This is a genomic window from Desulfobacter sp. UBA2225 (assembly GCF_002348205.1).
Lineage (GTDB): Bacteria > Desulfobacterota > Desulfobacteria > Desulfobacterales > Desulfobacteraceae > Desulfobacter > Desulfobacter postgatei.
This window is the reverse complement of record NZ_DDYV01000063.1, coordinates 177-5440: the sequence shown is the minus strand read 5'-3', so window position 1 is coordinate 5440 and position 5264 is coordinate 177. Positions and strand designations below refer to the sequence as shown.

7 protein-coding genes, 1 tRNA gene and 1 pseudogene are annotated in these 5264 nt (G+C 43.6%); all 9 read right to left on the bottom strand.

Annotated elements, in window-relative coordinates; all coding sequences use genetic code 11:
- Nucleotides 1-1433 (bottom strand): annotated as a pseudogene (locus tag B3D59_RS03400) (DNA-directed RNA polymerase subunit beta); the annotation flags it as partial.
- Nucleotides 1434-1545: 112 nt separating this feature from the next.
- On the bottom strand, nucleotides 1546-1929 hold the full coding sequence (rplL, locus tag B3D59_RS03395; protein ID WP_349676858.1) for a 50S ribosomal protein L7/L12: 384 nt from the start codon (nucleotides 1927-1929) through the stop codon (nucleotides 1546-1548).
- Nucleotides 1930-2007: 78 nt separating this feature from the next.
- Nucleotides 2008-2532: a 50S ribosomal protein L10 gene (rplJ, locus tag B3D59_RS03390; RefSeq protein WP_286817697.1), complete on the bottom strand. Its 525-nt coding sequence runs from the start codon at nucleotides 2530-2532 to the stop codon at nucleotides 2008-2010.
- Between the two features lie 183 nt (nucleotides 2533-2715).
- Nucleotides 2716-3411: a 50S ribosomal protein L1 gene (gene rplA, locus B3D59_RS03385; protein WP_286817695.1), complete on the bottom strand. Its 696-nt coding sequence runs from the start codon at nucleotides 3409-3411 to the stop codon at nucleotides 2716-2718.
- 24 nt (nucleotides 3412-3435) lie between these two features.
- Entirely contained in the window at nucleotides 3436-3858 is a 423-nt protein-coding gene (rplK, locus tag B3D59_RS03380) for a 50S ribosomal protein L11 (RefSeq protein WP_286817694.1), read from the bottom strand.
- A gap of 35 nt (nucleotides 3859-3893) precedes the next feature.
- Complete coding sequence (gene nusG, locus B3D59_RS03375) at nucleotides 3894-4424, bottom strand: transcription termination/antitermination protein NusG (RefSeq protein WP_286817693.1); 531 nt, start codon at nucleotides 4422-4424, stop codon at nucleotides 3894-3896.
- A 15-nt stretch (nucleotides 4425-4439) separates the two neighbouring features.
- Nucleotides 4440-4793 (bottom strand): preprotein translocase subunit SecE, encoded by a 354-nt coding sequence (gene secE, locus B3D59_RS03370; RefSeq protein ID WP_286817692.1) that lies wholly within the window; start codon nucleotides 4791-4793, stop codon nucleotides 4440-4442.
- Nucleotides 4794-4866: 73 nt separating this feature from the next.
- A tRNA-Trp gene (locus B3D59_RS03365) sits at nucleotides 4867-4943 on the bottom strand.
- A gap of 10 nt (nucleotides 4944-4953) precedes the next feature.
- Entirely contained in the window at nucleotides 4954-5112 is a 159-nt protein-coding gene (rpmG, locus tag B3D59_RS03360; protein WP_040015969.1) for a 50S ribosomal protein L33, read from the bottom strand.
- Nucleotides 5113-5264: the final 152 nt, after the last annotated feature.

Below are 5264 nucleotides of genomic sequence, written 5' to 3'. Positions count from 1 at the left end.
TGACCCGCCGATTTCCAAGGTGATCTATATCATCAACCTGACCCTGGGTGTCTTTGAGTTCAATCAACGTCGCTGCCGTAAGCAGCACATCCTCTTTTCTCAGGGTTTTTACGTCTATTTTCGTATTCACCCCGAGACGATGATTCATCTTAAGACGGCCCACTTTAGACAAATCATAATATGCCTGGCGGAAAAACAGATGATCAATAAAATCCTGGGCTACCTCAATGGTAGCAGGATTGCCGGGACGAAGCCTGCGATAAATATCCATTAAGGCCTCTTCCTTGGATTCTATCTTGTCCGACAACAGGGTTTTCCGCATGGAATCTGAACTGCGGGGATCTACATAAAGAATATCAAAGGTATCAATATCTTTTTCTTCAAGCAGTTCAAAGGTGTCCTCTGCAATGGCTGCACCTGCGTAAAACAATGGAGCCTGGTCACTGCTTTCCAGGAAGAAATTACTTGCGAACGCTTTGCCGATGAGTTCATTTTCAGAAATAGGAATAAAATCCAAATGTTCATCGGCAAGTTGTTTTAAAGCACGTTTGGTAAAAATTCGACCGGCCTTCACCACGACNNGCCAACGGGCCGGCTATGATATAAATTCGACCGGCCTTCACCACGACCTCTCCGGTTTCAGGAGATTTTATATCATAGCCGGCCCGTTGGCGGACCAAATTGTCAGGTATGAATTCTCTAAAATAAGAGCCGTTTTTACGGACAATTTTTTCCTTGGTGTAAAAAAAGTCAAGAATATCTTCCCCTGTATACCCAAAGGCCTTGAAAAGAATGGAAACCGGAAATTTACGCCGACGGTCAATACGGATATAAACAATATCCTTGGCATCAATTTCCATGTCAATCCAGGACCCACGCACTGGAATAATCCGCGCATTATAAATAATTTTACCTGAGGAATAGTTCTTTCCTTTGTCATGATCAAAGAAAACACCGGAAGACCGGTGAAGCTGGGATACAACTGCACGTTCAGTTCCATTGATGATGAAGGTTCCCCTCGGCGTCATCAATGGAATGGTGCCAAAATATATTTCCTGCTCCTTTATATCACGGATAGTTGACACACCTGTATCTTTGTCATAGTCGTAGACGACAAGCCGAACCCTTATATTGACCGGGATGTCATAGGTCATCCCGCGACTGATACACTCCTGCATGGAGTGTTTGGTATCCCCAAAGGAGTAAGAGACATATTCAAGGGAGGATGTATCGGTAAAATCCTTGATGGGAAAAACGGATTTAAAAACCGAATGCAGCCCCTTTTCCTCTCTGTCCTGGGGGGAAACATCCCTTTGAAGGAAACCTTCAAAGGATTCTCTTTGCATCCCTATGAGATCAGGGATGTCTATAATTTTACATTTACCGCCAAACTCTTTTCTAACACGCTTGTTCGTCAAAAGACTTCCGGTCATGATATCTCCCGATGTGAGTTTTTCCAACCGTAAAAGCGGAGACACGACCCAATGGCCTTGCCCCCGCGTATAGTTTATGCACAAAATATTTGTGCTTATCAGCTATGCTAAACTACTTTACAGACACCTGAGCACCGGCACCCTCAAGCTGTTCTTTGATTTTCTCTGCCTCTTCCTTGGCAATACCTTCTTTTACAGCTTTGGGAGCTTCTTCAACAAGTGCTTTGGCTTCTTTCAGCCCAAGACCTGTGATGGCACGAACTTCCTTGATTACATTAATTTTTTTGTCACCGGCAACCTCAAGGATAACATCAAATTCTGTTTTCTCTTCTTCTGCTGCAGCGCCTGCATCAGCGCCGGCAGGCATGGCACCGGCAGCAAAGGCGACAGGTGCGGCTGCGGAGACACCAAATTTGTCTTCAAGTTCCTTAATAAGTTCGGAAAGTTCCAGAACGCTCATATTTGAAATAAATTCAATTACATCATCTTTTGTAATATCAGCCATTTTTATCTCCTGAAAATATACGAATATCTGAATCGTACTTATAAATTTAAAGTTTTGGTTTATTCTAAGTTATGCTGCATCTTTTTGATCTTTAACAGCATTAAGCACATTAAGAAAAGATCTGGGAACACCAGCCAGCACATTGACAAAATTCGTGGGAACGGCATTAAGTGTATATACCAGTTTGGCCAGCAACTCTTCTTTGGAAGGCATCTTCGCAAGCTGCGTGACATCTTCTGGGCTTAAAAATTTTCCGCCAAGGGCCCCACCCTTGAGCTGTACTTTCTCATTGGTTTTCAGAAATTCTGATATGACCTTGGCAGGTGCCACAGGATCATCTTTGGAAAGGATGATCGCATTCGGTCCTTTAAAAAGATCAATTAAGACCTCGGAGCCGGTCCCTTTGGCCGCCAGTCTCATCAAGGTATTCTTTACAACTGCCATTTGAGCACCGACTTCCCGTAGTTTTGCGCGAAGTTCGGTCACTTGGGACACAGTCAGACCCTTGTAGTCTACCAAGAAAGAAATCTCTGCATCGCCGAGATCCTTTGCAAGGTTTTCGACCAGTTCTTTTTTCTGGGAAATATTCAGCATTTTTTTACACCTCCTTCCATAAATAAATTAGTATCGAAGGTGCCAACGAAACCAAAACAAAATTTATTTTCTGTCTCGGCAGGCCGGCAAATCCGATTATGCATATCATATGCACCTACTGTCTAGGACAGGTTTAAGCGTGTTTCGTTTAACAAACACCAAACACGCTTATTACTTATTTAATCAACCATTTATCAACAAAGGATCTACTTTAATACCAGGACCCATTGTTGAAGATACGCAGATGGATTTCAGATAAGTTCCTTTGCTTGCCGCAGGCTTGAGAGAGACAACCTTATCAAGAAAGACGGTTACATTTTCCAACAGCTTCTCGGGACCAAAGGATACTTTACCAACAGGGACATGCACGATACCGGCTTTCTCAACCCTAAAATCAATTTTACCGGCTTTTACTTCGTTGATGGCCTTGGCAAGTTCAAATGTAACGGTACCGGTTTTTGCATTGGGCATAAGCCCTCTTGGACCAAGGATACGCCCCAGTTTACCGACGGTACCCATCATATCCGGTGTAGCAATTGCTTTATCAAACCCGAACCATCCGTCCTTAATTTTCTCAACGATCTCGTCTGTGGCAATGAAGTCTGCGCCTGCATCAAGGGCTTCTTGTTCTTTTTCACCTTTGGCAAAAACCAGGACCTTTACCTCTTTACCCAGTCCATTGGGCAGAACAACGGTTCCGCGAATCATCTGGTCTGCATGCCGCGGGTCAACCCCCAACCTTACGGCGACATCAACCGTTTCGTCAAATTTTGCATAACTGGAAGATACAGCAATTTCCAGGGCATCTTTGGGTCCATACTGAACCATTCTGTCCACTTTGCTCAGTGCTTCGTTATGTTTTTTACTCCGCTTAGGCATTTTAATCACTCTTATACTTGAAAGTTAAACGACTTCTATTCCCATACTTTTTGCAGTGCCTTCAATAATTCTCACGGCAGCATCAATATCCGAGGCATTCAAATCCGGCTTTTTGGTTTCTGCAATCGCAAAAACCTGATCTCTTGTCACCTTGCCGACTTTTTCGCGATTCGGCTCTCCAGACCCCTTGGAAAGCTTGGCTGCGGCCAGAAGCAATCTTGAAGCAGGCGGGGTTTTGGTTATAAAACTGAAAGACCTATCCTGATATACAGTGATAACTACCGGAATAATCTGTCCTGCATCATTAGCGGTTTTAGCGTTAAACGCTTTACAGAAATCCATAATGTTGACACCGTGCTGCCCCAGAGCCGGACCAATGGGGGGGGACGGATTTGCCTTGCCGGCTTGAACCTGAAGCTTAATCTGTGTCATTACTTTTTTTGCCATTTTATTACTCCTGAAACTCTTTATTTATAACCCGACTAAATCTTGGTTACCTGTATAAAATTTAATTCGACTGGAGTGGCGCGTCCGAAAATGCTGACCAGCACTTTGACCTTCTCCTTATCCGGAGACACTTCTTCGATAGTACCGATGAAACTTGAAAAAGGTCCGTCAATAACGCGCACATCATCTCCCGGCTCAAAATAATATTTGGGCTGGGGTTTCTCCTTACCCTGCTCCATCTTTTCAATAATGATCTGGGCTTCTCTGTCACTTATGGGGGCAGGCTTATTTTTTCCACCAAGAAAACCGGTAACCTTTGCAGTGGAGCTGACAATATGCCACGTCTCGTTATCCAGATGCATACGCACGAGAATATATCCAGGATAAAACTTCCTGGAAGACTGCCTTTTTTTTCCATCCACCAACTCAACAACATTTTCGGAAGGAATCAGGACGTCCCCGAATTTTTCCGGATGTTTTAAACCCTGGATTTTTTCTTCCAGGGCAAGCTTCACCTTTTGCTCATGACCGGAATAAACGTGGACGACATACCATTTTAAAGACATCTTATTTCCCTTAGTCTAAGTAAGGACAACTTGAACAAGCTTGGACAGACTGTAATCAAAAACGCCCAGAAAAACAGCAACGATAAACACGAAAATAATGACCACAACCGTTGTTCCGGTTGTCTGCTTCCGGGTCGGCCAGACAACTTTTTTTAACTCAACCTTTACTTCCCGAAAAAACTCTGCTGTCCTTGCAAAAAGATTATCTACCCCAGGCTGTCCCACCGGTTTTTCAGGCCTGGCTGCAGATGATGGCTGCATCAGCTTCCCTGGCGCAGTCGATTTTACAGCAACACCTGTATCGCCGTCAATTTCAACAGCACGCTTTCGTTTTTCACTTTGAGGCTTTTTTTTCTGTAATCTCGACATATTTCACCGATGATTTACCTACTTACACCTAACTGACCGACATTAAATACCGATCAGGAGGCCATAAAAAAAATGGCAGGTCAGGAGGGAGTCGAACCCCCAACAGCCGGATTTGGAGTCCGGAGCTCTACCAATTGGAGCTACTGACCTGCATGGTAAATTATTTTATTTTTGTTTCTTTATGGACGAGATGTTTATTACAGAACTTGCAATATTTTTTAAATTCAATCTTGTCCGGAGTACTGCGTTTGTTTTTGGTCGTTGTATAATTTTTTCTCTTGCACTCAGTACAGGCAAGAGCAATAAGTACTCTGTCCACTTTCAACCCCTTGACGTTTATTTTTGATTTGCTTACATCGCCTAACTATTAGGCTGGCAAATAACACCTTACTTTATGCCGGAATAAATCTTTAGCATAATTTGGAGCCCATGACCAGAATCGAACTGGTGAACCTCTTCCTTACCAAGGAA

Excerpts from the sequence above, each read along its gene's own strand:
- rplK (WP_286817694.1), bottom strand. The coding sequence starts at position 3,858 with ATGGCAAAAAAAGTAATGACACAGATTAAGCTTCAGGTTCAAGCCGGC.
- rplA (WP_286817695.1), bottom strand. The coding sequence starts at position 3,411 with ATGCCTAAGCGGAGTAAAAAACATAACGAAGCACTGAGCAAAGTGGAC.
- nusG (WP_286817693.1), bottom strand. The coding sequence starts at position 4,424 with ATGTCTTTAAAATGGTATGTCGTCCACGTTTATTCCGGTCATGAGCAA.
- rplJ (WP_286817697.1), bottom strand. The coding sequence starts at position 2,532 with ATGCTGAATATTTCCCAGAAAAAAGAACTGGTCGAAAACCTTGCAAAG.
- secE (WP_286817692.1), bottom strand. The coding sequence starts at position 4,793 with ATGTCGAGATTACAGAAAAAAAAGCCTCAAAGTGAAAAACGAAAGCGT.